This is a genomic window from Streptomyces sp. NPDC005281, from assembly GCF_040607495.1.
Taxonomy (GTDB): domain Bacteria; phylum Actinomycetota; class Actinomycetes; order Streptomycetales; family Streptomycetaceae; genus Streptomyces.
In genome coordinates, this window is the sequence record NZ_JBEXGX010000049.1 from 1 (window position 1) to 25,618 (window position 25,618).

Annotated in this window: 19 protein-coding genes; 7 read left to right on the forward strand and 12 right to left on the reverse strand. The window is 70.9% G+C overall.

The genetic code is table 11. The features are described 5' to 3' along the window. Positions 1–156 precede the first annotated feature (156 nt). Complete coding sequence (locus ABZV42_RS38845; protein WP_356056291.1) at positions 157–1,788, reverse strand: ABC transporter permease; 1,632 nt, start codon at positions 1,786–1,788, stop codon at positions 157–159. After that, on the reverse strand, positions 1,785–2,825 hold the full coding sequence (locus ABZV42_RS38850; RefSeq protein WP_356056293.1) for an ABC transporter ATP-binding protein: 1,041 nt from the start codon (positions 2,823–2,825) through the stop codon (positions 1,785–1,787). Before ABZV42_RS38850 ends, ABZV42_RS38845 begins: the two co-directional genes overlap by 4 nt. 102 nt (positions 2,826–2,927) lie before the next feature. Between ABZV42_RS38850 and ABZV42_RS38855 the strand changes: the two genes are divergently transcribed. Further along, positions 2,928–3,428 carry a MarR family transcriptional regulator gene (locus tag ABZV42_RS38855; protein ID WP_355988935.1) on the forward strand — a complete coding sequence of 167 codons (501 nt, stop codon included), beginning with the start codon at positions 2,928–2,930 and terminating at the stop codon, positions 3,426–3,428. 244 nt (positions 3,429–3,672) lie between these two features. On the opposite strand, the gene ABZV42_RS38860 is transcribed toward ABZV42_RS38855, so the two are convergent. Further along, positions 3,673–4,530 carry a diacylglycerol kinase family protein gene (locus ABZV42_RS38860; protein ID WP_355988932.1) on the reverse strand — a complete coding sequence of 286 codons (858 nt, stop codon included), beginning with the start codon at positions 4,528–4,530 and terminating at the stop codon, positions 3,673–3,675. A 200-nt stretch (positions 4,531–4,730) separates the two neighbouring features. Here ABZV42_RS38860 and ABZV42_RS38865 point away from each other — a divergent pair, with 200 nt between their 5' ends. Next, a complete protein-coding gene (locus ABZV42_RS38865; protein WP_355988929.1) occupies positions 4,731–6,014 on the forward strand; it encodes an adenylosuccinate synthase in 1,284 nt (427 codons plus the stop codon). A gap of 97 nt (positions 6,015–6,111) precedes the next feature. Here ABZV42_RS38865 and ABZV42_RS38870 read toward each other — a convergent pair whose 3' ends face one another. From ABZV42_RS38870 to ABZV42_RS38890, 5 genes are all read right to left on the reverse strand, one after another. Next, complete coding sequence (locus ABZV42_RS38870) at positions 6,112–7,965, reverse strand: RICIN domain-containing protein (protein ID WP_356056296.1); 1,854 nt, start codon at positions 7,963–7,965, stop codon at positions 6,112–6,114. A gap of 39 nt (positions 7,966–8,004) precedes the next feature. Next, positions 8,005–8,826 (reverse strand): carbohydrate ABC transporter permease, encoded by an 822-nt coding sequence (locus ABZV42_RS38875; protein WP_356056297.1) that lies wholly within the window; start codon positions 8,824–8,826, stop codon positions 8,005–8,007. Continuing rightward, positions 8,823–9,713, reverse strand: a complete 891-nt coding sequence (locus tag ABZV42_RS38880) for a sugar ABC transporter permease (RefSeq protein ID WP_356056299.1) — start codon at positions 9,711–9,713, stop codon at positions 8,823–8,825. Before ABZV42_RS38880 ends, ABZV42_RS38875 begins: the two co-directional genes overlap by 4 nt. Positions 9,714–10,055: 342 nt before the next feature. After that, complete coding sequence (locus ABZV42_RS38885) at positions 10,056–11,294, reverse strand: extracellular solute-binding protein (protein ID WP_356056303.1); 1,239 nt, start codon at positions 11,292–11,294, stop codon at positions 10,056–10,058. Between the two features lie 77 nt (positions 11,295–11,371). Further along, the gene (locus tag ABZV42_RS38890; protein WP_356056306.1) at positions 11,372–13,309 is read right to left on the reverse strand and encodes a beta-L-arabinofuranosidase domain-containing protein; all 1,938 of its coding nucleotides are present in this window, start codon (positions 13,307–13,309) and stop codon (positions 11,372–11,374) included. A 514-nt stretch (positions 13,310–13,823) separates the two neighbouring features. On the opposite strand from ABZV42_RS38890, the gene ABZV42_RS38895 reads away from it, so the two are divergent. The 3 genes from ABZV42_RS38895 (at position 13,824) to ABZV42_RS38905 (ending at position 17,550) form a co-directional block, all read left to right on the forward strand. Continuing rightward, positions 13,824–14,915, forward strand: coding sequence for a LacI family DNA-binding transcriptional regulator (locus ABZV42_RS38895; RefSeq protein ID WP_356056308.1), 1,092 nt, complete (start codon positions 13,824–13,826; stop codon positions 14,913–14,915). Between the two features lie 320 nt (positions 14,916–15,235). Beyond that, positions 15,236–17,053: a 5'-nucleotidase C-terminal domain-containing protein gene (locus ABZV42_RS38900; RefSeq protein ID WP_355988911.1), complete on the forward strand. Its 1,818-nt coding sequence runs from the start codon at positions 15,236–15,238 to the stop codon at positions 17,051–17,053. Positions 17,054–17,259: 206 nt separating this feature from the next. Continuing rightward, on the forward strand, positions 17,260–17,550 hold the full coding sequence (locus tag ABZV42_RS38905) for a DUF3303 family protein (RefSeq protein ID WP_355988908.1): 291 nt from the start codon (positions 17,260–17,262) through the stop codon (positions 17,548–17,550). A gap of 59 nt (positions 17,551–17,609) precedes the next feature. Here the strand turns inward: ABZV42_RS38905 and ABZV42_RS38910 are convergent, their stop codons facing one another. The 3 genes from ABZV42_RS38910 to ABZV42_RS38920 all read right to left on the reverse strand — a co-directional run bounded on the left by ABZV42_RS38910 (position 17,610) and on the right by ABZV42_RS38920 (position 20,694). Next, positions 17,610–18,260 carry a hypothetical protein gene (locus ABZV42_RS38910; protein ID WP_355988905.1) on the reverse strand — a complete coding sequence of 217 codons (651 nt, stop codon included), beginning with the start codon at positions 18,258–18,260 and terminating at the stop codon, positions 17,610–17,612. A 204-nt stretch (positions 18,261–18,464) separates the two neighbouring features. After that, positions 18,465–19,160 (reverse strand): GntR family transcriptional regulator, encoded by a 696-nt coding sequence (locus ABZV42_RS38915; protein ID WP_355988947.1) that lies wholly within the window; start codon positions 19,158–19,160, stop codon positions 18,465–18,467. Between the two features lie 178 nt (positions 19,161–19,338). Next, positions 19,339–20,694 (reverse strand): aspartate aminotransferase family protein, encoded by a 1,356-nt coding sequence (locus ABZV42_RS38920; RefSeq protein WP_356056311.1) that lies wholly within the window; start codon positions 20,692–20,694, stop codon positions 19,339–19,341. 304 nt (positions 20,695–20,998) lie between these two features. Here ABZV42_RS38920 and ABZV42_RS38925 point away from each other — a divergent pair, with 304 nt between their 5' ends. Beyond that, complete coding sequence (locus tag ABZV42_RS38925) at positions 20,999–23,044, forward strand: protein kinase (RefSeq protein WP_356056313.1); 2,046 nt, start codon at positions 20,999–21,001, stop codon at positions 23,042–23,044. Positions 23,045–23,224: 180 nt separating this feature from the next. Next, on the forward strand, positions 23,225–24,757 hold the full coding sequence (locus ABZV42_RS38930) for a substrate-binding domain-containing protein (protein ID WP_356056315.1): 1,533 nt from the start codon (positions 23,225–23,227) through the stop codon (positions 24,755–24,757). A gap of 21 nt (positions 24,758–24,778) precedes the next feature. On the opposite strand, the gene ABZV42_RS38935 is transcribed toward ABZV42_RS38930, so the two are convergent. Further along, on the reverse strand, positions 24,779–25,513 hold the full coding sequence (locus ABZV42_RS38935) for an SLATT domain-containing protein (RefSeq protein WP_356056317.1): 735 nt from the start codon (positions 25,511–25,513) through the stop codon (positions 24,779–24,781). Positions 25,514–25,618 lie beyond the last annotated feature (105 nt).

Sequence of the window (25,618 nt, forward strand, 5' to 3'; positions counted from 1 at the left end):
AGAGTAGGACGCCGCCGAACAAATTTTGAAGAAAACCCCCGTACCGGGGATACCGGTACGGGGGTTTTCTGCGTTCACCACCAATTCCCCCACACTCGAAAGCATTCCCAGAGCTATTTCGTGGGCCGCCGCTCATGTACCTCCGTGTGCCGCCGCTCACGTAGCCAGGTCGCGCCGGCGCAGGCATGCCAGTCCCGCTGCCGTCAGGGCCACCGCGATCGCGGTGAGGACCAGGACCGGCGTCCACGTCATGGTGCCGCCCGGGAGCTTGGGAAGGTGGCCGAAGGGGGAGAGGTCCATGACGGACTGGGGGATCTTCAGGGCGGGGCCGATCCAGCCGAGCAGGAGGGCGAGGCCCGCCGTGGCCCAGGCGCCCGGAGCGATCCGGGGCGAGAGGCCGTACAGCAGGACTGCCAGACCGCCCAGAGTCCAGATTGCCGGGACCTGGACCAGGCAGGCGCCGAGGACGGGGCCGAATTCGGAGCCGTAGCCGAGAGCGAGGCCGAGTCCGCCGAGCAGCATGATGAGGACGGTGCCGCCGAAGGCGAGGGCGAGATGTCCGCCCGCCCAGCGGAGCCTGCCGACGGCGGCCGCGAGCAGGGGTTCGGCGCGCTGCGAGGTCTCCTCGCCGTGCAGCCGCAGTACGGAGGAGACGATGTAGAGGGCGGCGACCATGCCCAGCATGCCGACCATGGCGGCGAGGAACGCGTCGGTGATCCCGGCCTGCCCGCCCATCCGCTCGATGATCTCGCGGGTCTTGGCGTTCCCGCCGACCAGGTCCGCGGCCCCCTTCGTGATACCACCGAACGCGGCACCCGCGGCGAGGAAGCCGAGGCTCCAGCCGAGCACCGAGCCGCGCTGAAGCCGCCAGGCCAGTGCCCCCGCCGAACCGAGGCGGCCGGCCGCGGGTCCGGGCCGGGTGGGCAGGAAGCTCATGCCGACATCGCGCCGACCGGCCAGTGCGTAGGCGGCGGTGCCCTGTGCGGCGACGGCCGCGACGAACAGCGCCAGGACCCACCAGCGTTCGTCCGCGAAGGCGCGCAGGTTCTCCAGCCAGCCGATCGGGGAGAGCCAGGTCAGCACCGACGAGCCGTCGTCGGTCGCCGAGTCGCCCGCCGCCCTGAGGACGAAGGCCGCTCCGATCAGCCCGCCGGTCAGCCCCTTGGCGAGCCGTGCGCTCTCGGTGAGCTGGGCGACGATCGCGGCCATGGTCGCGAAGACCATCCCGGTCGCGCCGATCCCGAGCCCCAGCGCCAGGGCCCCGGAGCCGCCCTGTCCGGCGAGACCGACCGTGACGATCAGGGCGAGAACGCCGTTCGCGACGAGTGCCGCGAGCAAGGCGGCCGTCAGCGGCGCCCGCCGCCCGACCATCGCGGCCGAGACGAGTTCCTGACGCCCGCTCTCCTCCTCGTCCCGGGTGTGCCGTACGACGACGATCAGGCTCATGATGGCGGCGAGGACTCCCGCGTAGGCGCTGATGCGCCAGGCGGTGAGCCCGCCGAGCGAGTCGCCGAACACCGGTCCGTAGGTGGCACGCAGGGAGCCGTTGGCGAGCATCTGCCGTGCCAGGGCGGCGCGTTCGGCCGGGGTGCTGTAGACGCTCTTCAGCGAGGCCGGCAGGGAGACCACCATCAGGGCGGTCACGCCGATCCACAGCGGCATCATCACCCGGTCGCGGCGCAGCGCGAAACGCAGCAGGGTTCCGGTGCCGGCCAGGGGGCGGGAGCCGCCGACGCGTGCGGAGAAGGGGCCGGCGGTGGAGGTGGTCGAGGCGGTCGTCGCGGTCATCGGGTCACCGTCTCTTCGGATCCGTCCGCCTGGCCGTCCACTTGGCCGCCTGTCTGACCGCCCGTCTGGCCGTCCGTCTGGGCGTCCTCCTGGTAGTGCCTCAGGAACAGTTCCTCCAGGGTCGGCGGGGTCGAGGTCAGGGACCGTACGCCCGAGTCGGCCAAAGACCGCAGTACCGCGTTCAGTTCGTCGCTGTCGACATGGAACCGGACCCGGCACCGGACCCCGTCGTGCCGGACCCCGGTGTCCTGGACGTCGAGTTCGTGGACACCCGGCAGGTACGCCAGGCCGTTCGGCGGGCCGGTGAGTTCGGCCGTGACGCTGGTACGGGTGAGGTGGCGCAGGTCCGCCAGGGAGCCGCTCTCGACGGTGCGGCCCTTGCGGATGATGCTGACGCGGTCGCAGAGTTCCTCGACCTCGCTCAGGATGTGCGAGGACAGCAGGATCGTGCGGCCCCGGTCGCGTTCCTCCCGTACACACTTCTGGAAGACCTCTTCCATCAGCGGGTCGAGGCCCGAGGTCGGCTCGTCCAGGATGAGCACGTCGACGTCCGAGGCGAAGGCGGCGACCAGGGCGACCTTCTGGCGGTTGCCCTTCGAGTAGGTGCGCCCCTTCTTGGTGGGGTCGAGTTCGAAGCGCTCGATCAGGTCGGCTCGCCGTGCCGGATCGAGGCCGCCGGTGCGTCCGCCGTCCTGTCCGCCGCGCCGGGCGCGACCCCCGTTGTGCAGCCGCCCGTAGAGGTCGATGACCTCGCCGCCTGAGAGGTTGCGCCACAGGGTGACGTCGCCGGGGACGTAGGCGACCCGGCGGTGCAGTTCGACCGCGTCCGCCCAGGGGTCCATGTCCAGCATCCGGGCCGTGCCCGAGTCGGCGCGCAGCAGGCCCAGCAGGACCCGGATGGTGGTGGACTTCCCGGAACCGTTGGGGCCGAGGAAGCCGTGCACCTCGCCGGCCTCGACCTCCAGGTCCAGGCCGTCCAGTGCGTGCGTCCTGCCGAACGACTTGTGGAGTCCGGCGACGCTGATTGCCTTCGTCATGGCCCGAACGTACGCTTCTTTCAGAAATTTGTGAAGTTAAGGAAACGTATAAATACTGGGGACACTCGATGGCTGTGCGTGAGCAGGGGAGATGATCGACAGATGGCGGAACCGAGTGCGGCAGAACGGGACCCGGAGGCGGTCTCGCAGTTCGTCGAGGGCTTCGCGGCCCAGCTCGTCGAGGCCGGGATGCAGCGGATGCCCGCCCGTGTCTTCGCCGCGCTGCTGGCGTCCGACTCCGGGGCCATGGCCTCCGCAGAACTCGGCGAGCAGCTCCAGGTCAGCCCGGCCGCCGTCTCCGGCGCGGTGCGCTACCTCGCGCAGCAGCACATGGTCGCGCGCGAACGTGAACCCGGCTCGCGGCGCGAGCGGTATCGCGTGCACAGCAACCAGTGGTACGAGGCGCTGACCAACCGTGACGCGGTGCTCAAGCGCTGGGAGCTCGCCCTGCGTGCCGGTGTCGACTCCCTCGGTTCCACGACCCCCGCCGGCCGGCGCCTCTCCGAGACCCTCGCGTTCTTCGAGTTCATCGACGGTGAGGTCGCCGCGATGATGGAACGCTGGCGCGCCCATCGCGAGAGGCTGTTCGGCGACGGCGGGTGACCGAGGTGACGGTCGCTGAGGTGATGGTGATCGAGGTGACGGTCGCTGAGGTGGCGGTGACCGAGGTGTCCCGGATCGGCCGGATCACTTGATCCGCCGGATCACCCGGGTGACCTGTGGGAGCGGTCTCGGGCGGCCCCGCGGCCCGTTCCTGCCCAGTACCGAGGCCGGCGCGCCCCGATCCCGTCACGGCGGCACCCAGGGCCCCGTAAAGGTGCCCTGGCGGCGCTCCGGTCCCGTCCCGTCAGGTTGTCGCGGGCAGGGTCAGGCTCCAGGCCGATTCCCTTACCGTCCAGGTCCGGGTCCGGACCGGGCCGCTCACCACGGAGTCAGCGCCGTAGCGGAAGTCCGCGCCGGAGACGGTGACCTTGTGGCCCAGCAGCCGCAGGGGCGAGGACGCGGCACCCACGGACACCGCCCGGACCTCGATCTCGGCGCCGGTTCCCGAGTCGCCAGGTGTCACGGACACCGCTTCCACGGGCTGGTCCAGGTCCACGACGCACACCCCGTCGACCTCGATCCGCAGCCGGGAGGGCCCCGTCGCGGGCGCTGCGGCGAGCCGGGACGGCCGGGAGGCGAGGGTTCGTACCAGGGACTGGCAGGTGCGCAGCCAAAGATGCCCGCCGGCCTCCTCCCCGAAGGCCTCTGCGGGGGCCGGGGCGGACGGCCGGGAAGGCAGCGAGGGGATGCGCAGGGCGCCGAGCACCACGCCGTCGCTGTCGTCCACGAGCAGGTCGAGCCGTCGTTCGGCCCCGTCGAGGACCGCTCTGGCCGCCGCGACGGTTCCCGCCGGCACGCCGAGCGAACCGGACAGCGACGACACACCGCCCACGGGCACGAAGGACAGCGCGCACGCGGCGAGTTCCCGCCGACGGTGCAGCAGGGCCACCGCCCGCAGCAGCGCGCCGTCGTCACCGATGACGACGGGTCGGCGCGCACCCCGGCGGATCAGTGCCCGAGCGAATTCCTCGGGCCCCTCCGGGAGGCACACTTTCGTCGCCGCACCCGCGCTGAGCACGTCTTTCGCGATCCGGACGGACTCGCCGTCCGTCCGTCGGGCGACCGGGTCGATGACCACCAGGAGCTGGTCGGAAGCCGCCACCTCGGTCCTGCCTCGCTTCCTCGGGTAACATCTTTCTGCAAGAGCCCCTTGCGCCTTTGCGCCAGGGGCTTCGTCTATTCCGGGGCATCCGGTCCGACGGTCGCGGCCAATGGAGGTCGCCGGTGTACGCAGCCGCAGCCAGAACCGGCCGCGTACGCCCCCGACCTTGGACATGCCCCGCCCGGAAGGGGTGTACGCCTGTGCCCGCACTTGTGCTGCTCGGTGCTCAGTGGGGTGACGAAGGCAAGGGAAAGGCCACCGACCTGCTCGGTGGATCCGTGGATTATGTGGTGCGCTACCAAGGCGGCAACAACGCCGGCCATACGGTAGTCGTGGGCGATCAGAAATACGCCCTCCACCTCCTCCCTTCCGGAATCCTCACGCCGGAGTGCACTCCGGTGATCGGCAACGGAGTCGTCATCGACCCGTCCGTCCTGTTCTCCGAGCTGAACGGACTGAACGAGCGCGGCGTCGACACCTCCAAGCTGCTGATCAGCGGAAACGCTCATATCATCACGCCTTACAACGTCACTGTCGACAAGGTGACGGAACGCTTCCTCGGAAAGCGGAAGATCGGGACGACCGGTCGCGGTATCGGTCCGACATACGCGGACAAGATCAACCGCGTGGGCATCCGTGTCCAGGACCTCTACGACGAGTCGATCCTCACCCAGAAGGTCGAAGCGGCTCTCGAGGTCAAGAACCAGCTGCTCACCAAGCTCTACAACCGGCGCGCCATCGAGGTGAGCCAGGTCGTCGAGGAGCTGCTGAGTTACGCGGGCCGGCTCCAGCCGTACGTGGCCGACACCGTCCTGCTTCTCAACGAGGCGCTGGAGCAGGACAAGGTCGTGCTCTTCGAGGGCGGCCAGGGCACGCTGCTGGACATCGACCACGGCACGTATCCGTTCGTGACGTCGTCGAACCCGACCGCGGGCGGTGCCTGCACGGGCGCCGGTGTCGGCCCGACCAAGATCAGCCGGGTCATCGGCATCCTCAAGGCGTACACGACCCGGGTCGGCTCGGGTCCGTTCCCGACCGAGCTCTTCGACGCGGACGGCGAGGCGCTGCGGCGCATCGGCCACGAGCGCGGTGTGACGACCGGCCGTGACCGGCGCTGCGGCTGGTTCGACGCGGTCATCGCCCGGTACGCGACCCGCGTGAACGGTCTGACGGACTTCTTCCTCACCAAGTTGGACGTCCTGACCGGCTGGGAGGAGATCCCGGTCTGCGTGGCGTACGAGATCGACGGCAAGCGCGTCGAGGAACTCCCGTACTCCCAGACCGACTTCCACCACGCGAAGCCGATCTACGAGACCCTCCCCGGCTGGTCGGAGGACATCACCAAGGCCAAGACGTTCGCGGAGCTCCCGAAGAACGCGCAGGCCTACGTGAAGGCGCTGGAGGAGATGTCGGGCGCCCAGATCTCCGCGATCGGCGTCGGACCGGGCCGTGACGAGACGATCGAGATCAACTCGTTCATCTAGTACGGACCGGCGTCCGGACCAGGGTCCGGAGCGGTTGATTCCACGAGTGCGCCCCCGGCCGACATCCGGGGGCGTACCCGTACCCGGGGAGCCGGCCTCAGCGCGAGGTCAGCCTCCACAGGTGGTCGGCGGTGCCGTTGTCGTCCCACTGGAGGACCTGGGCGCCGGTGGAGGTGCTCATCCCGTTCACGCCGAGCAGCAGGCCGCTGTTGTAGTTGGCGATCTTGTAGTAGCCGTCACCGGCCGGGATCAGCTGCCAGAGGTGGTCGGCGGTGCCGTTGTCCGCCCAGATCAGCGCGGTTCCGCCGGCCGCCGTGCTCGCGTTCGTGATGCCGAGGAGGAGGCCGCTCGCCTTGTCCGCGATCCGGTAGAGGCCGGAGCCGGCGGCGGAGAGGGTCCACGACTGGCTGGTGCCGGCGGAGGGCGTGGCCTGGACGACCGCGGTGCCCTGGGCCGTGCCCGCGTTCAGGGTGTCCAGGGCGAGGGCGCTGTTCTTGTTGGTGATCTGGTACGTCCCTGCGAGCGAGGTGGAACTGCCGCTCGGGGTGACGACCAGGTGGTAGCCGTCCGAGGCGTTCATGGCCACGGGTACGGTGACCGACCCGTTCGAGACCGTGTAGTCGGCCTCCGAGATCGTGTACGGCGCTGTCACGGCTGTCGTCCGGCCCTTGGACGGGGTGTACTCCAGTTTGGCGTGCACGGTGGCGCCGAAGGCGGACAGTGAGCCGAGGCCCTTGACCGTGACGGCCGTCGAACCGGTGCCGCCGCCGAAGACGACGCTGATCTGGCGGTCGTCGCCGGTGCGGGAGGCGGCTCCGTCGATGCCCGTCCGCGCCGGGGGTGTCGTGGGGACCATGCTGCCCGACATGTCCCCGTACCACTTGTAGAGCCAGTACGAGCCGTTGGGCGATCCGCCGGTGTCGGTGAGGGTGTCGCCGAGGGTGCCGTAATGGTTCCAGAAGGCGAGTTCGGCGTCATGGACGCCCGCCCGCTCGAACTTGGCGACGTACCCGACCAGCGAGCCGGGCACCCCCACCTCCGTCGGCGTCCCGTACTCCTCGATCGAGATCGGCCGCGCGCCGATGCCGAGGCTGCTCTCCAGGGAGCGGTACGCGGCGACGTGCGCCGCGATGTCCTGGGAGCCCTGGAGTTCGTGCCACGCGACGATGTCGGGGACGGTTCCGGCGGCCTTGGCGGCGGTGAGGAACGTGCTCATCCAGCTCTGGTTCCAGGCCGAATGGCTCGGCCCCTGGATCGGCGTGGTGGCGTCCTTGGCGCGGACCTCCTTGTAGGTGCGTGTCCAACCCGCCTCGAACGTCCCCGCGTTCGTGGTGTCCCAGGTCCAGTCGGGTTCGTTCCACAGCTCGTAGGCGCGGACGTTGGTGGCGGAGGAAGATTTGACCGACGCGATCTGGGTGTCCACCGCGGAGAGCCAGTTGCTCCAGCTCACCCACTTGTAGGGGAAGTTCGGATACCAGTCGGGCATCCGGACCACGACCCCGGCGCCGGCCCTCGCGGCCTTGGACGCCACGGTCAGCGCGTCGCCCCCGGGTGCCGGTTCGCCGTTGGGGAGCTGCGAGCCCCCGGGCGCCATCTGTACGAAGGTGTTCGGCTTGAGCGGGGTGACCAGACCGTCGGCCGGGGTGCTCGCGTCGGCGAGGCCGTACAGGCTGCCGCTCGCCGCGTGGGTGACGGAGCGCAGGGTCTGGTCGGCGTTGACGACGAGGGTGGTGGACGTGGTGGGGGCGGCCTGGGCGGGGGGTGCGGTGAGGAGGGCGGTGGTGGCCAGGGCCAGGGCGGCCGCGGTGGTTAGGGCGCGGGCGCGGTGGGGCTGGGTGCGGGCGCTGTGGGGTTGGGTACAGGCGCGTTGGGGCTCGGTGGTGCCCCAAGGGTTCGTGCGGATCGTGCGGTTGGTGGGGCTCGTACGGCTTAAGCGGTCCGTGCGGCTCATGGCGGAGCCTCCTGGAGGTGGGGAGCGGGGAACGCCTGCTCAGTCCTTCACCGCGCCCGCGGTCACGCCCGCGGCCACATAGCGTTGTGCCAGGACCAGCAGGACAGTGGCGGGGACCGACGCGACGACGGCGGTGGCCATGATCGCGTTCCATTCCTGGTTGTTGTTGCCGATGTAGTGGTAGATGCCGAGGGTGATGGGGCGCATGTCCCCGCCGCCGTCGAGGGTGTTGGCGAAGACGAAGTCGGACCAGGCCCACAGGAAGCCGAACAGCGAGACCGTGACGATCGCGTTGCGGCTCACCGGCAGGACGACGGAGCGGAAGATCCGCCAGGTGCCCGCGCCGTCGATGCGGGCCGCGGAGATGAGTTCGCCGGGGATGCCCGACATGAAGGCGGCGAAGATCATGACGCCGAACGGCACGGAGATGGTGGAGTCCGCGACGATCAGGCCCCACCAGGAGTTGAGCAGTCCGAGGTCGAGGAAGAACCCGTAGAAGCCCATCGCCATGACGATCCCCGGGATCATCTGGGCGACCAGGAGCGCCAGTCCCAGTGGGCCCGCGCCGGGCGGGCGCAGCCTGGCGAGGGAGTAGCCCGCCGGGGCTGCGAGGACCAGGGTCAGGGCGACGGTGCCGAGGCCGATGAGCAGGCTGGTGCCCAGGTAGGGCAACTGGTCGTTCAGGACGGCCCGGTAGCCCTCGAAGGTGGGGTGCAGCGGGAACAGGTCGGGTGGGCTCTTGCGCATGTTCCGCTGCGGGGTGAGGGACACGTTCAGCATCCAGTACACCGGGAAGAGCATGAGCCCGGTGAGGGCGATTCCGATCACGGTGTAACGGCGTACGAGCGTACGGGACTTCACGCTTCCTGCCTCCTCTGGACGCGGATGTGCAGCAGCCCGAAGGCGAGGGCGATGACGATGAGGATGTTGCCGACGGCGGCGCCGGGGCCGAACTTGGGCAGCAGGGTGCCGAATCCGAGCTGGTAGGACCAGGTCGCCAGGGTGGACGAGGAGTCGCCGGGGCCCCCCTTCGTCGTGATCCAGATCAGGTCGAAGACCTTGAGGGTGTAGACGAGGCCGAGCAGGAGCGTGATCGCCGAGACCGGGCGCAGCAGCGGGAACGTGACGCGGCGGAACTGCTGCCATGCGTTCGCTCCGTCCAGGGCGGCGGTCTCGTACAGCTCGGCGGGGATGTTCTGGAGTCCGCTGTAGAGGATGACCAGGTTGAAGGGGATGCCGATCCAGATGTTGGCGACGATGACCGAGGTCAGTGCCCAGTGAGGTGAGGTGAGCCAGCCGACGGGGTCGGCGCCGGTCAGGCTCAGTGCGTAATTCACCACCCCGGACTCGCTGTTGAACATCCAGGACCAGGTCGAGGCCGACACGATCAGCGGCAGCAGCCAGGGGATCAGGAACAGGGCCCGGAGGGTGGGGGCCAGGGGGAACCTGCGGTTGAAGAAGACGGCGAGGGCGAGGCCGGCCGCGTACTGCACGGCGATGGAGACGAAGGTGAAGATCATCGTGTGGCGCATCGCGGGGGCGAAGGACGGGTCGTCCAGGACCGTGCGGAAGTTGTCCCAGCCGGTGAAGGGGGCGTCGCCGGCGACGAAGGATCTGACGGTGTAGTCGCGCAGGCTCAGGTCGAGGTTGCGGTAGAGGGGGTAGGCGTAGAAGGCGGCGAGGTAGGCGGCCAGCGGGGTGAGGAAGGCCAGCGCCGTCAGGCGGCTGCGGTGGTGGTGGGTGAGCATGTGAATGCCTCTGCGGTTTCCGGGGGCGGCCCGGTCCCGGTCCGGTGCCGTGCCGTGCGTTGCGTGCGGTCCGGTTCGGTCCGGTTCGGTGCGGTCGCCGTGCCGGTGCGTTGTGGGGCGGGGCCGCGCCGGTACATCCGCCCGCATCCGAACGGATCCCACCGGCGTTTCGAAGTGCGGGTGGGTGATGATCCGTCCGGCCTGCGGGCATTTGATGTACCGGCCCGTCCCCTTCCGCCGGATCCCGGGTGCGCGTGGACCGTGGCTCGGGTGCGTGATTTTCAGCCCTTCCGCTGTTTGAGGAGCGGGGGCTGGGGCGGAGGGCGAACCGCGTCTGTGGGCCTAGCCCTTGGATGCTGTGGACTGGGCGTCGGAGAGGGCCGCGGTGGGGGTTTTGGCGCCGGAGAGGGCTGCCTGGACGGCGGTCCACAGGGGCTGGGAGATGGTGGGGTACTTGGTGCCCAGGCCGCCGCTCGTGCGGCCGCGCGCCGACGCCACCGCGTCCACCCACGGCTTGAGCCGGGGATTCGCCTTGACCTGCTGGGCCTGGACCGCGGCGGTCGGCGCCACATAGGTCAGGGTGGTGTCGCTGGCCAGGAGGTTCTGGGCGCTGGTCAGGCAGGTGACGATCTTCTTGGTGGTGTCGTAGCGGCCGGTGTCCTTCTGCACGGGGACGGTGACGAACTCCCCGCCGGTGGGGACCGGTGCCGAACCGCCGTTCTGGGCCGGGATGTTGACGATTCCGTACGGGAACCCGGCCTTCTCGGCGTTGGCGAGCTGCCAGGTGCCGTTCTCGCCGAAGGCGTAGTCCCCGGTGGCGAACTCCTGCCAGCTCGTCGTCTGGGTGTTGTTCAGTACGTCCTTGGGGGCGTAGCCCGCGTCGACCCACTGCTTCCACAGGGCCAGGGCCGCCTCGCCCTTGGGGGAGTCGAGGTGTGTGAGGTCGCCGCCCGCGCCCCAGAACCAGGGCAGGAACTGGAAGCTGCCCTCCTCGGTGTTGATGGCCGAGAAGGTGATGCCCTTCTTGCCGGCCGCCTTGATCTTCTTGAGGGCCGCCGTCAGCGACGGCCAGTCCTTGATGCCGGCCGGGTCGACGTGCGCGGCGGACAGGACCTTCTTGTTGTAGTAGAGGGCGAGCGTGTTGGCGCCGATGGGGACGCCGTAGGCCGCGCCGTCGAGGGTGCCCGCGCCGATGATGTTCTTCTGGATGGGGGCCGTGTCGAGGCCGAGGTCGCTGGTCTTGGTCAGGATGCCCGCCTCGACGAGGGTGGAGACGACCGGGTTGTCGACCAGCATCACGTCGGGAGCGTTGCCCTGCTGGGCGGCGAGCAGCGCCTTGTTGCCCAGGTCCGTGGTGTCGTACGCGGTGCGCTTGACCTTGACTCCGGCCTCGGTGCCGCACGCGGTGACGCGCTTGCCCCAGTCGGAGGAGGCGTCGAACTGCGGGTAGGGGTCCCAGAAGGTGTACGTCGAGGAGGTGCCGGACGAGGAGGAGCCGGAGCCGCCGCCGCACGCGGTGACGGTGGCGAGGGCACAGGCGGTGGCTATGGCTGCGGTCATGGAGCGGCGGGTGCTTCTCACGGGGTGACCTCGTTGTCGGGAGACGGGAGAGAGGTGTGCGCGGCGATGGACGGGAGAGGTGAGCGCGGCGATGCGGGTCAGGACGTGGGCAGCCAGATGCGCATGGCTCCGTCCTCGCGGTTGGCCCAGGCGTAGTAGGGGATCGCGGTGAGTTCGACCCGATCGCCCGTGGGCGGTGCGGGCCGGCCGGCGGTCCGGTAGGGCCACCAGGAGCCGTCGGAGGGCGGGACGCGGCGGTGTCCGGCGGCCAGCACGGTGATGACACCGCCGAGCAGGTCGGGGCGCTGCTTCACGGCGAGCGGGCGGGTGGTGTCGAGGACCATGTCGTCCAGGCCGCCGCCCGGGTGGTCGGCCTGTTCGAGGCAGTACACGAGCGGGCCGCGTTCGATCGCCGCGCAGCCGCGTACGGCGTCCACGCGCGGGTCGGCGGCGGTGAGCCGTGCGTCCAGGGCGAGTTCGAGGATCACCCGGTCGCCGGGGGCCCAGGTCCGCTCCAGACGCAGCCAGCCGTCCTCGACGGGCGTGTCCGTGCCGTCGTAGGTCGCTTCTCCGTCGTGCACCCGGAACGTGCCGCACCACTGCGGGATGCGGAGCGAGAGGGTCCAGGGGGTCTCGGGCGTCTCCTCGACGGTGAGGGCGATCGTGCCGTGCCAGGGGTAGTCGGTCTCGGCGCGTACGAGGACGGGGGCGCCGGCGAGGTCTGCGCGGTACTCGCCGCTGACGTACTGGTGGATCTGGAGACCGTCCGGGGTCGTGGACGCGAGGTAGTGCTCCAGGGAGGCCAGCAGTCGCATGACGTTGGGCGGGCAGCAGGCGCAGCGGAACCAGCGGGTGCGGCGGGCCGACTGGTCGCCGCCGGGGTCGGTGTGGCCGTCGCGGACCTGGAGCGGGTTGACGTACAGCCAGCGCTCGCCGTCCAGGGAGACCCCGGCCAGGAAGCCGTTGTAGAGGGTGCGTTCGATCAGGTCGGAGTAGCGGGCCTCGCCGGTGAGCAGGGCCATGCGCAGGCTCCACTGCACGGAGGCGATGGCGGCGCAGGTCTCGCAGTAGGCGCGCTCGTTGGGGAGTTCGTAGGGGTCGCCGAAGTCCTCCTCGTCGTGGTGGGCGCCCAGCCCGCCGGTGAGGTGGGTCTTCGTCGCGACCATGGCCCGCCACAGCCGCTCGGTGGCGGCGCGGAGTCCGGGGTCGGCGGTCTCGGAGGCCAGATCCGCCGCCGCGGCCAGCAGATAGAGCTGCCGTACGGCGTGGCCCTCCACGGTGGTCGCCTCGCGCAGTGGCACCCGGTCCTGGCAGTAGGCCTCGCCGCCGAGCAGGCCGTGGCCGTGGCGGTCGACGAAGTACGCGGCGAGGTCGAGGTAGCGGTCCTCGCCGGTCTCCCGGTGGAGCTCGACGAGGGCGGTCTCGATCTCGGGGTGGCCGTCGATGCCGTCCAGGGGCTTCCCGCTGCCCGGGGCGCCGAAGTGCGAGTCGATGTGGTCGGCGAACCGGCGTGCCACATCGAGGAGTTCGGTCCGTCCGGTGGTGCGGTGGTGGGCCACGGCCGCCTGGATGAGGTGGCCCGCGCAGTACAGCTCGTGGCCCCAGCGCAGATCCTCGTAGCGTTCGCCGTTCCCGCGCAGCTGGAACCAGGTGTTGAGATAGCCGTCCGGCTGCTGGGCCGCGGCGACCAGGGCGATGATCCGGTCCACCTCGGCGGCGAGGGCGCCTTCGGGCTCCTCGGCCAGCCGCCAGGCCGCCGCCTCAAGCCATTTGTAGACATCGGTGTCGAGAAACGGGTACGCGCCCTGGAACACGCCGTCGGCCGTGCCCGCAGCCAGCCGCAGGTTGTGCAGGTTGCCCGCCGACTCCAGCAGCCCAGGGCCCTGGGGAATGGAGGTGCGCGCGTTGACCTCACGGCGGGTGTGCCAGAAACCGGCGCCGATCGTGACCGGCGCGGGGCGCAGCGCGCCATGGGCACCGGCGGTCGGGTGGACGGGTCCCGTGCCGGGGCGGTCGGCGGAGCGTGTGCGGGGCATGGCTCTCCGGTTCTCGTCGGAAGGTGGTCGATGGAGGTGGTTGATGGGGGTGGTGGATGAGAGCGGTCGATGGGGGTGGTGGATGACGGTGGTCGATGGGGGTGGTCGGCGAAGGCGGTCGATAACGGTGGCCGTCGGAGGTGGTCGGCGAAGGTGTTCGACGGGTCGTGCAGTGTTCGGGAGCGGGTGCGGCGAGGTGATTCGGGTGCGGGTGCGGGGGCGCGGCGAGCGAGGTGCGGATCGCCAGGGGCATGGGTGCGGGCAGAAGTGCTCGGGTACGGCAGAGGTGCTCAAGTACGGGTGCGGCCGGCTGCTCGGGAACTCGTTTGAGCAACCGTTTTCCTGCCGGAAAGTAGAGGGGAGACGGTGGAAGGGGTCAAGGGTCGCGACGCAGATTCTTTCTCTGCCGCCGAGGCTCTGGCCCGCATCTCCGGCCGCTGGCACGATGGGGTCGCTACTGTCGTCGACGAGGGACCAGTGACGTCGTGGTCGACGCGAAGGAAAAGGATTGCCCGTGACCTCTGCTCAGCGCCCGTCCTCCACCGGCCGCGCCAGGCTCGCCGATGTCGCCGCCCTCGCGGGGGTCAGTGTGGGCACGGCGTCGAAGGCGCTGAACGGCGGCGGGCGGATGCGGCCCGAGACCCGCCGGCGGGTTCTCGACGCCGTCGACTCGCTCGGCTTCCGGCCCAACCAGCACGCGCAGAGTCTGCACACCGGCCGCAGCTGGACGGTCGGTCTGATGACGACCGACGGCATCGGCCGCTTCTCCACCCCCGTGCTGCTCGGGGCCGAGGACGCGCTCGGCGCCGGGAAGATCTCCGTCCTGCTGTGCGACACCCGGGGCGACTCGATCCGCGAGCAGCACCATCTGCGCAACCTGATGGACCGCAGGGTGGACGGCATCATCGTCACCGGCCGTCGCACGGACCCGCGCCCGCCGCTGACCGGCGTCGACCCGATCCCCATCGTCTACGCGCTCTCCCCGTCGACCGGCCAGGCCGACACCTCCGTCGTCACCGACGACCGGGGCGGCGCCCGGTTGGCGGTGGAACATCTGCTGGCGGCGGGCCGGACCCGGATCGCGCATGTCACCGGCCCGGAGCACCACGCCGCCGCCCGCGACCGCGCCCGGTACGCGGCCGAGCACCTGGAGCGTTCCTCGCTGCGACTGGCCGGCGGACGGGTCCACTTCGGCGAGTGGAGCGAGGCGTGGGGGCGCCGGGCCGCCGACGCGGTGCTGCGCACGGCCCCGGACACGGACGCCTTCTTCTGCGGCAACGACCAGATCGCCAGGGGAGTCGCCGACGCGCTCCGCGAGCGGGGAGTGGACGTTCCCGGAGACATCGCCGTCGTCGGCTACGACAACTGGGACACGATGGCGCTGGCCTGCCGGCCGCCGCTCACGACCATCGACATGAACCTCACCGAGATCGGCCGGATCGCCGCCCTGCGCCTCCTGGAGGCCATCGATGCCGAGGCCGATGCCGAGGCCGATGCCGAGGCCGATGCCGATACCGGTGGTGGCGACGGCGACGCGGAAACAGGGGCGGGGCGAGGGGGAGTTCACACGGTGCCCTGCCGGCTGGTGGTGCGTGAGTCGAGCTGACCTGGGCGGTGCCCTGGGACCCGTGCGGGGGAAAGCGGGTGCGTGGCCGGGTGAAATCTCGGCACCGGGTGTCCCGAACTGGAGGTGGACGCCGGGCGAAACCCCGTTCCGGGTGTCCCGAACTCGAGGTGGACGCCGGGCGAAACCCCGTTCCGGGCGTCCCGGAGAGCGTGAACTGACCCTTAATTGACCGGGAGATGGGCTTCTCCTGGTTTCCGAGGGGCTGGTGGGCGACCACGCTCTACGCGTGTAGTTCCGCACGGCTCGCACGGCACACTCCCCCCGCCCATGCCGCCCCAGCCCCAGCCCCAGGAGTTCGTATGCCCGTCAATCCCCTGAACCGCCGGGAGTTCGTGAAGAAGTCGGCCGTCACCGGTGCGGCCGTGGCCGTCGGCGGTGTGGTCGCGGCGGCTCCCGCGCAGGCGGCGGACCACAAGCCCCAAAAGCATCCGCGCACCTGGTCGTTCTCGATCCTGGGCACCACCGACCTGCACAGCCATGTCTTCGACTGGGACTACTACACGGACGCGGCCTACAAGGACAGCAAGGGCAACTCGGTGGGCGTCGCGCGCGTCGCGACCCTCGTCAAGCAGCAGCGCGCCGCCAAGGGCGAGGACCACGTCCTGCTCGTCGACGCTGGCGACATCATCCAGGGCACCTCGCTGGCGTACTACTACGCGCGGGTCGACCCCATCGTCGGCGCCGACGGCAAGCGGGGGCCCGAGCACCCCATGGCCGTCGCGATGAACGCCATGCGCTACGACGCCGCCGCGCTCGGCAACCACGAGTTCAACTACGGCATCGAGACGCTGCGCAGATTCGAGCGGCAGTGTCACTTCCCGCTGCTCGGCGCCAACGCGCTCGACGCGAAGACCCTGCGCCCGGCCTTCCGGCCGTACACCGTGAAGCGGATCCGCGTCCCCGGCGCCCCGGACATCAAGGTCGGCATCCTCGGCCTGACCAACCCCGGGATCGCCCTGTGGGACAAGGACAACGTCGCCGGGAAGATGACGTTCACCGGGCTCGTCGAGCAGGCGAAGAAGTACGTGCCGAGGATGCGCGCGCTCGGCTGCGACGTCGTGTTCCTCACCGACCACTCGGGCCTGGACGGCAGTTCGTCGTACGGCAGTGAACTCCCGTACGTGGAGAACGCGTCCAACCTCGTCGCCCAGCAGGTCCCCGGCATCGACGCGATCCTCGTCGGCCACACCCACACCGAGGTCTCGTCCTACACCGTCACCAACACCGAGACCGGCAAGGACGTCGTCCTGTCCGAGCCCTACTGCTACGGAATGCGGCTGACCGTCTTCGACTTCGAGCTCGAACTCGTGCGCGGCCAGTGGAAGGTCACCAGCACCAAGGCGCAGACCCTCAACAGCAACACCGTCGAGGAGGACGCCGAGATCACCCGGCTGGTCAAGGCGGACCACGACCTGGTGGTGAAGTACGTCAACACGCCCGTCGGCAAGTGCACCGCCGATCTCTCCGCGGCGGAGGCGTGCTGGAAGGACGTCCCCGTCATGGACTTCATCCACCAGGTCCAGATGGCGGCCGTCGCCACCGGCCTGTCGACGGCCGACGCGGCCCTGCCGCTCATCTCGGTCGCGGCGCCCTTCAGCCGTACCGCCGACATCCCCCAGGGCGATGTGACCATCCGCGATGTCGCCGGGCTCTACATCTACGACAACACGCTGTACGGCAAGAAGCTGACGGGCGCCCAGCTCAAGGACTACCTGGAGTACGCGGCGAAGTACTACCACCAGGTCCCGTCCGGCACGGCGGTGGACACCGCCACCCTCACCAACGCCAACAGCTTCTGGGACTACATGTACGACACGGCGGCGGGCGTCTCGTACGAGATCGACATCGCGCAGCCGGAGGGGTCGAGGATCAAGAACCTCTCCTACGACGGCACCGCGGTCGCCGCGGGCCAGGTCTTCGTCGTGGCCGTCAACAACTACCGCGCCAACGGCGGCAGCGGCTATCCGCACATCGCGGCCGCCGACATCGCGTACAGCTCGACCAACGAGATCCGCCAGCTGATGATCGACTACGTGACGGCCAAGGGTTCGCTGAACCCCGCGGACTTCGCGGTCACCAACTGGAAGCTGACCCAGGACGGCACACCCGTCTTCTGATCCGGCGTGCGCCTTCCGGGTCCGGGAGCCCGCCTTCCGGGCAGCCGCGTCAGGCGCCCCGGCCCACGGGCGGGACGGCCCGGGCCTCACTGGAGAGAGTGACGTCCGGGCCGCGGCGGTGAGCACTGCGGCGACAGGGGGAATAGCCTCAAAGCGCACGTTTCGGGTGCTTCTGCGTGCGTCGGCCGACGGACAAGGAGAGTGCGATGCGCGTGATGCTCAGGGCGACCATGGACACGGAGAAGGCCAACGACCTCATCCGCAGTGGAAAGCTCCCGCAGTTGATGCGGGAGACGATGGAGCGGATCAAACCGGAGGCGGCCTACTTCACCACCCATGAGGGCAGCCGCGCCTGTTACATGGTCTTCGACCTCCAGGACAGCAGCCAGATCCCGGTGATCGCCGAGCCGTTCTTCATGAACCTCGGCGCGAAGTTCGAGATCGCCCCGGTCATGAACGCCGAGGACCTCCACAAGGGTCTGTCCCAGCTGACCTGACGGCCGGACCACCGCGGTGCGGGGCCGTACGGTACGGCCCCGCACCGTCGGGCGGCGGGTCAGCTGAAGACGATCATGGAGCCCTGTGCGAGGCTCCGGGTCGCCGCCGCGTGCAGGCCCAGCCAGACATGGCGCTCGCGGGCGAAGGGGCTGGAGTCGTAGGGGGCCGGAGCGGCGGGCTCCTCCAGCTCCGTAGGGGCGTTCGGGGGCTGCGGCGGAGCCGGGGGATTGGCCGGGTCGATGCCGATCGAGGGGGCCACGAACTCGAGTTCGCGCAGGAGAACCTGGGACGAGCCCAAGGGGCCGCCTCCCGCGAGGAGTTCGTCGTTGGCCAGTGGGTGCGGGAACTCCACCGGAACATAGGCGCCCGCGTGGTCGTAGTGCCAGACCAGATGCGACTGCTGGGCGTTCGTCTCGAACATCTCCAGCAACTGCTCGTAGTCTCCGCCGAGTTCGTCGACGGGCGCCACGGCGAGTCCGCACATCTGGAGCAGGTACGCGCGGCGCAGGAAGTGCAGCGCGTCGTAGTCGAAGCCGGCGACCGGGGCCACGTCACCCGACAGGCCCGGCATGTACGCGTACACCGGTACCGGGGGAAGCCCGGCCTCGGCGAGCACCTTGTCGTAGAGCGCCAGTTCCTCGGCGAAGGGGTTGTCGGGGGTGTGGCACAGCACGTCGACGAGCGGGACCAACCACAGGTCACAGGCCAACAGACGGCTCCTCTTGCTCCTTGGGGTGCAGGGTGGTCAGGGCAGCGTAGTGCGCGTGGCGGTCCTGTGAAGAGGCCGGTACGCAACTAGGTCTCCGGGTGGCCGGGGTTGTCCGTCCTCGGGGCCGCGCCCCCATCCCCTCGATCGCCCGGAGAGGGCGTCCTCAAACACGGGACCTGGGCGCCGCTGTCCCGGGACCGCGGCTCAGGGGGCGTCGAGGCGCTCGATGAGGGTGAGCGCGTGCTCGTTGTACGCCGTCACGATCGCCCGCGCCCCGTCGGCGTCGCGGCGCGCGAGGGCGTCCACCAGCTGGGTGTGGCCGGACCACAGATGGCCCTTGAGGTCGGAGACATGGCGCAGATGCTGGACCGTGCAGACCCACGACTGGACCCGCATCCGGTGCAGGAAGTCGGCGAGGTAGGTGTTGCCGAACAGGTTGCTGAGTTCGCGCCAGTAACGGAGGTCGTAGCCGATGAGGATGTTCAGGTCGCCGGCGGTGGCCGCCCGCTGCGCCTCCTCGCCGCGGCGCCGGACGGCCGCGAGGGCGGCGAGCGCGCGGGGGTCGTCCGCCTGCGGCATGCCGCTGGCCACGAGGTGCTGGAACATGCCCTCGGTGATCAGGCTGCGCGCCTCGATCATTCCGCGGTAGTCGGCGCCGGAGTACTCGTGGACGCGGAAGCCGCGGTGCTGGTCGGCGTCCAGAAGACCCTGGGCCGACAGGTCGACCAGGGCCTCGCGGACCGGGGTGGCGGAGACGCCGTACTGCTCGGCGATCTCCTTCACCGTGAACTCCTGGCCCGGCCGGAGGCGACCCCCGAGCACCTCGTCACGGAGCGCGTCCGCGATCTGCTGCCGCAGGGTGCTGCGTGTTACGGCGCCACTGCCGCCGGTGCCGGCCATGGTGGTGGTCTCACTCCCCGTCGCGTGGGTGGGCGCGCACGTCCGCTCGCGCTCGCGCATGTCCTGGAGCAGGCCACCATACGCCGTGGGGGCCGGGCGGCCGATTCCCCGGCACCCCCGAGGGGGCGCGGAGAACCGGCGCGGCCGGCCCCCACGAGGGTGCGAGACCCCTACGGCCTCACACCGTGTGCTCGTCCGCCACCGACAGCGCCTCGTCCAGGGCCGCCAGCCCCTCCTTGGCCTCGGCCTCGGTGATGTTGCACGGCGGTACGACGTGGGTGCGGTTCATGTTGATGAAGGGCCACAGACCGCGGGCCTTGGCCGCGGCACCGAACGCGGCCATCGGCGCGTTCGCCTCGCCCGACGCGTTGTACGGGACCAGCGGCTCCCGGGTCTCGCGGTCCTTCACCAGCTCCAGCGCCCAGAAGACGCCAGTGCCGCGCACCTCGCCGACGCTCGGGTGCCGCTCGGCCAGCTCGCGCAGCCCCGGTCCGAGGACGGTCTCGCCGATCGTCGCGGCCTGGCCGACGATCCCCTCCTCCTCCATGACGTTGATCGTCGCGACGGCGGCGGCGCAGGCCAGCGGGTGGCCGGAGTAGGTGAGCCCGCCCGGGTAGGGGCGCCTGGCGAAGGTCTCGGCGATGGCGCCGGAGATCGCCACACCGCCGAGCGGCACATAGCCGGAGTTCACGCCCTTGGCGAAAGTCATCAGGTCCGGCGTCACCTCGTAGTGGTCCGCGGCGAACCACTTGCCGGTCCGGCCGAACCCGGCCATGACCTCGTCCAGGACGAGGACGATCCCGTACCGGTCGCAGATCTCCCGGACTCCGGAGAGGTAGCCGGGCGGCGGAGTCATGATCCCCGCGGTGCCCGGGATCGTCTCCAGGATGACGGCCGCCATGGTCGCGGGCCCCTCGAAGGCGATCGTGTCCTCCAGGTGCTGGAGGGCGCGCTCGCACTCCTGGCGCTCACTGTCGGAGTGGAAGGGGCTGCGGTACAGGTACGGCGCCCAGAAGTGCACGACACCGGCGGCGCCGATGTCGTTCGGCCAGCGGCGCGGGTCGCCGGTGAGGTTGATCGCGGTGGAGGTGGCCCCGTGGTACGAGCGGTAGGCGGAGAGCACCTTCGGACGGCCGGTGTGCAGCCGGGCCATCCGGATGGCGTTCTCGACGGCCTCCGCGCCGCCGTTGGTGAAGAAGATCTTGTCCAGGTCGCCCGGGGTCCGCTCGGCGATCAGCCGGGCCGCCTCCGAACGCGCCTCGACCGCGAAGGCGGGCGCGAACGTGGACAGGGTCGCGGCCTGCTCCTGGATCGCGGCGACGACCTTCGGGTGCTGGTAGCCGATGTTGGTGAAGACGAGCCCGCTGGTGAAGTCCAGGTACCGCTTGCCTTCGTAGTCCCAGAAGTAGGACCCCTCAGCACCGGCGACGGCGAGCGGGTCGATGAGCTCCTGCGCGGACCAGGAGTGGAACACGTGCGCGCGGTCCGCGGCCTTCACGGCGGCGCCGGCCTGGGGGTTGGGCTGAGGGGTCATGCGGCGAAGCGTAAATGTCCACGGACCGGGCGCGATATCGGCGTCCTGTCTGCGGTCGGGGGCTTTCCGCGACAGACTGTCGGGCTTGGCCGCCCGGCGTGCCCGACCGCGCCGCGGACACCGGCGGGGGCGCCGGGTGACGGTTCGGGGCGCGTCCCGGCGGGGGACACGAAGGACAACGGCGGGCCCCGTTACCCAAACGGCATCAGTCGTGACGGAACCGTGTACACCGCCCCGCCCGGCATGCGCCGTGGCGCACTATCCTCGGGCTGTTGCACACATATGGGGGAGGGTGGGCACTGCCATGGAGAAGCTGGGGGCGGGGGATCCGCAACAGATCGGGGTGTACCGACTGCTGGCGCGGCTCGGCGCCGGTGGGATGGGCCACGTCTATCTCGCGCGGTCCGACCGGGGACGTACCGTCGCAGTCAAACTCGTCAGGCCGGAACTCGCCGAGCAGGAGGAGTTCAGGGCCCGCTTCCGGCAGGAGGTGCAGGCCGCCCGCCGGGTCGGCGGGCTCTGGACCGCACCGGTCCTGGACGCGGACACCGGGGCCGCGATCCCGTGGGTCGCCACCGGCTATGTCGCCGGGCCCTCGCTCCAGGCGGTCGTCGGGCGCGACCACGGCGCACTGCCCGAGCGGTCGGTGCGCATCCTCGCCGCGGGCCTCGCGCACGCGCTCAAGGACATCCACGCCGCGGGCCTCATCCACCGTGACCTCAAGCCCTCGAACGTCCTCGTGACCATCGACGGCCCCCGTGTCATCGACTTCGGCATCGCGCGCGCCCTGGAGACGTTGACCGAGGGCGGACTGACCCACACCGGGGCGCTCGTCGGCTCACCCGGATTCATGGCACCCGAGCAGGTGCGCGGCGACCGCGTCACCCCCGCGTGCGACATCTTCTGCCTCGGCTCGGTCCTGTCGTACGCGGCCACCGGCACCCTTCCGTTCGGCGCGGCCAACAGCGGTGTGCACGCCATGATGTTCCGCATCGCGCAGGAGGATCCCGACCTGACGGGGGTGCCCGAGGGCCTCGCCGACCTGGTGCGGGACTGTCTGCGCAAGGATCCCTCCGCCCGTCCGAGTCTCGAGGAGATCCTGGAGCGTACGGGCGCGGAGGACACCGTCTCCGCGGGACGCACCCTCGACCCCTGGCTCCCCGGCTCGCTGGTGGCCCAGCTCGGGCGGCACGCCGTGCAGCTGCTCGACACGGAGGACCCCGACGCGGGACCGGCGCAGCTCCCGCCCGGAGCTCCGGCCGCCCTGGCCCTGCCGCCGGCCCCGGTCGCCGCCCCCGACTTCTCCAAGCCGCCGTCCGGCGCGCCCGGCTCCTCGTCCTCCGCCTCCTCCTCGACTCCCTCCGCCTCCTCCTCGGCGCCCGCCGCGTCCGCCGAGGCCTCCCCGGAGCACGCGTCCCCGTCGGCGGAGGGGGGCGCCACCCCGCCGGCCCCGGGGCAGCCCGGCCCGGTGAACCATCTCCCGACCGTGATCGCGGGCCAGGGCGCGACGCCTCCTCCGGCGGTGCCGGCCGGTCCGCACCCCGCGTACGGCTATCCGCAGCAGCACCCGGGTCCCTCCGGCCCGGGCCAGGTGCACCCCGCGTACGGCTATCCGCAGGCCGGCTGGGGCTCGGCCCAGCCGCCGTACGGTTCGACGCCGCCCTACGGCCCGGGCATGGCCGTCAACCCTTACGGGACCGGCGGCGTGACCCCGCCCTACGGTCCGACGCCTCCGTACGGTCCCGGCGTCGCCGCGCTCGGCCCGGAGCCCCCGCACAGGACCGGCCGGTCCACCGCCCTTCTGGTCGTCGTGGCCCTGGTCGTCGCGCTCGGCGCGGGCGGCAGCGTGTTCGCGCTGCTGAACGGCCGAGGGGGCGGGGGCGGCACGGACGACCCCAAGGCGTCGACCACGACCTCCGGCGGGACGACACCGGGGCAGAGCGCGTCGCAGGTGCCGACCACCGCCTCCCCGCAGACGTCCAGCGCCCCGGCGACCACGGGCGGCACGGTTCCGGAGGCGTTCCTCGGCACCTGGGACGCGGTCATCGACAACACCACGGGCCACCACACCCGCCGGCTGACCATCCAGCAGGGCGAGGTCGGGGACACGGTGCTGACCGTCACCGCGGACGGCAGTAGCTACCACTGTGTCTTCCAGGCCGCCCTCTCCTCGGCTCCGGGGGCCGGCGGGCCGCTGGAGATCGGCCCCTCCCAGGTCACGGTCGGCGCACCGCCTTCCTGCAAGGCGGGCGCGGCCTCCGAGGTCACGCTCCTGCCGGACGGCCGGCTGCGGCGGGCGAAGACCGGCTCGGCCGCCGAGGCCGAGCTGGTCTACACGAAGACCGGCTGAGCCCCCGGGCCGCCCCCGGGTTCGCCGTCGCGGCCCGGGGGGCGGTCCGAGATGCCTGGCGGACGCGTCAACAGCCTTGCGGTCCAGGGCTGTTGAAGTTCACTTCCCGTATGTGGGCTGTTTCCGGCCGGAGCCGTACGGTGACCGCACCGCAGGGCAGTGCTCGGGGGAGTGGCTCACGTGGAGTGGCTGAGCGCAGAGAACGTCGTGGCCGTCGGGACCGCCGTCATCGGTGTCGTCTCCTCCGCCGTGATGGTCTGGTACGAGCGAAGGGTGCCGCGCCGCAAGACCGTCGGCTACCGCGTCCAGATGGACAATCCCATCGGCGACGGAGTCCGCTCGGGACGGGCGAACGTACGGCTCGGGCTCTTCGACGAGACGCCCGGCATGTCCGACGCCACCCTCGTGCTGCTGCGGATCGAGAACGACGGCTCGCAGAGCATCGCCGGGGACGACTACACGAGCCATGAACGGCACGGCCTGACCGCGGTGTTCACCGACCGCACCATCCGCGGTGTGTCGGTGACCCAGCCGCCCGGCACCGACCATCTGATGGACCACTTCACCCCGGCCGCCGGGCTCAGCTATGAGAACGGCACGCTGCGCATCCCGCGGGTCCCGCTCAACCGGGGCGAGCACTTCAAGCTGCTCGTCCTGCTGTCGGGCGGGGACGTGGGCTGTCCGGTCCGGATCGTCGGCGGCATCCGGGACGGTGAGGTCCGGCCCAACCGCAGTACGACACCGGACGAGAAGGCGCCGCTGTTCAGCCGGGCGGCCCGGCTGATCACCGTGCTGCTGACGGTGTGCGTCGTCACGCTCGCGCTGATCGTCGTCCTGCGCGACGACACCCCGCCCCCGATCGGCTGCGAGCGGGGCACGCTGGCCATCACCGGCTCGACCGCCTTCGAGCCGGTGGCCCGCGAACTGGCCCAGAAGTACATGCACGACTGCCAGGGCTCCACGATCACGGTGGACGCCCACGGCAGCACGGCCGGCGTGCGCGAACTCGACGCGGCGGGGCGGGCGTCGAAGAAGGGGTCCCCGGCCCTCGTCGCCCTCTCCGACGGCCCCAAGCCGGGCGACTTCTCGAGACTGCGGGAGAACCGGATCGCGGTGTCGGTCTTCGCGCTGGTCGTCAACAACGCCGTTCCGGTCAGGAACCTGTCGCCGGCCGACGTACGGCGGCTGTACCGCGGCGAGATCAGGAACTGGAAGCAGCTCGGCGGGCCCGACCTGCCCGTCCTGCTGGTCAGCCGGGACGCCAACTCCGGGACCCGCCAGGTGTTCCAGCGCCGGGTGCTCGGACGCGGCGAGATCGCCAACTCCTCGCTGGACTGCGTCCACAAGGACGACGCGACGGCGCCGGTCGTGCGGTGCGAGCTCGACTCCACCGACCAGGTGCTCGCCACCGTCGCCAGGCTGCCCGGCTCGATCGGCTACAGCGAACTCAACGACGCCACCGGCCGCAGGGGCCTGCACAGGATCAGCCTCGACGGCCACGCCGCCTCCGTCGAGGACCTGGAGCACGGCACCTCGGACTACCCGTATCGCGAGATCGAGTACGCCTACACCTACGGACAGCCGCCCGCCGACTCGCTCGCCTCCAGCTTCCTCTCCTACATCGGCCGGGGCAGCGGCCAGGAGGTCATCCGCACCCACGGCCATCTCCCCTGCGGGACACCGGTCGGGCTGAGGATCTGCGGAGCCGGGTGACGCCCCGCCCGCGGCCCCTTCCTACCGGGGCTCGGGCGGGCGCTGGCGGGGCATGTTCGGGCGGGTGCCAGGCGGCAGCGGGGTCCGCCCGTTCAGCGGCGGCCCTTCGGCCCGGGGCGCTCCCGACGCCGACTGGATCCCCAGCGGCGCAGGCCCCGTGCGGAACTCCACCATCCAGTCCGCCGTCTCGGTGCGCACCAGCTCCGTGACGTCCTCGGAGAACCTCCGCAGCACCCCGATGCACCGGTCGGCCGCCTCGCTCGCCGTTCCGTCGGCCGGCCCGAGGACCTCCCGGACGCTCTCGGACGCCCAGTCGAACTGAAGCGATTGAAGCCGCCGCTGCACGGCCTGCGCGGTGGCCACGTCCCTTATCCACCCGGAGGTCACTCCGAAGAACCGGTCGACGGCGACGCAGGAGACCGCGAGCAGCAGCGCCAGATATCCCCAGGGGGCCGCCCCGCGCACCGATCCGGTGAGGTCGAGCAGCGGCAGCGCGGCCCCGGCGACGGCCCCCAGCGAGGTGCCGCACCGCAGCACCCGCGCCGCCCACCGCTTCCACACGCGGTCGGACAGATACCAGGCGGCCGTTTCGAGCGCACCCTGCTCCACCCACCGGTAGAGCTCGTGGAGCCGCTCGGCGGGCTCCCCCCAGTCGCCGAGCGGGAACGGCCGGCCGGTCAGATCGCCCGGTCCCGCCGCGCCCTCGCTCCGCCCGTCCTGGAGCGGCCCCTCCGGCTGCATCTCCGGCTGACTCACCCGGCACTCCCTAGCTGACGACGGTGATGACGGACGACGGTGACAACGGTGACGACGGTGACGGCACTGACACTGCGTGACGTCCTGTGACACGTGGTGCATTTG